Source organism: Vibrio sp. Vb0598, assembly GCF_033338935.1.
Taxonomy (GTDB): Bacteria; Pseudomonadota; Gammaproteobacteria; order Enterobacterales; family Vibrionaceae; genus Vibrio; species Vibrio alginolyticus.
Window position 1 is genome coordinate 1 of record NZ_JAWOTP010000291.1, and the last position, 1051, is coordinate 1051.

Below are 1051 nucleotides of genomic sequence, written 5' to 3' on the forward strand. Positions count from 1 at the left end.
TGATGGACATTCGTTGGTTGATGTTTTGGCTTTTAGGCATGTTTTTAACCTTTCCAACAACTAAAACTGCCTCGCAGAGAACTGTGAGGCAGTCTATAAAAAGTAATTCGGGATTCGTTTGAGATGAAACAGAGATTCAGCGCGGATTTTAGTCGGAGATTGGTCACAACGACAACAATAATTCCTGTCATTTGAGGAAAATATTTCTAATGATTTTTCAAGCCCACGCGACTCATTGACGGAGCTTAGAGATCATCGACTGACGAACAATGAGCTCAATAGGTACTTGGTTAATAAGTGGCTTAACGCCGCTAAATGATGCCATTCAGCGAATTGAGAATCGACTCGCCAACAGCCGTTTTTATGCATTATCTGTATTTATCAACGTGCACACATCAAGGTAACTTTGTAACCGTCATCACCATATTGCAGGCAACATATCGATAGATATCGTAATAAACAAAACCCTTGGCGTCGTCACACCCAGAAAATTCCTTACAAGATTCAATCACCTCGCAACATGACTAAGTTCACATTTGGCGATTTTGTTATTCTATTTATCGCTAAAATACCGCCTAGAATAGACGTACATATCAATTTAAGTAGGGATAGAAGATGTCGACATTGGCCGGGGCTCGCCTAGAAGAAATGGCGGATATCCGCTCGACGAGAAAGAAGAAAATCGTTTTTCTGTGTTCTAGCATTGCCGCCACACTATTGGTGTACGGCGCTATCGTCCAATCGCTCGAAAATCATTGGGGGTTAAGCGTTTTGCATGCCTTCAGTGCCATCGCCTGCTTAGGGATCTGCTATCTCATAAAAGTACAAAGGCATCACAAATATGCCGATTTACTGCTCAGCGCCGTCATCATGTTTGAGGGGTTATTACTGCTTCTTTTTAATGATGCGCCCTCCGGAAAGTTATTGTGGCTCTACCCCATCGTCGCAACCATCATTTTGATTAACGAGTTCAAAGTCGGTTTACTCTTTAGCGCTACCTACATGATTTTGGTTTTCTTTGGCATTACGTTTTTAGACGGCTTACCTGCCA

At 42.2% G+C, this 1051-nt stretch carries 1 pseudogene; it reads left to right on the forward strand.

The window, feature by feature from the left end:
• Positions 1-615: 615 nt before the first annotated feature.
• A pseudogene (locus R7Q38_RS24765) lies at positions 616-1051 on the forward strand (GGDEF domain-containing protein); the annotation flags it as partial.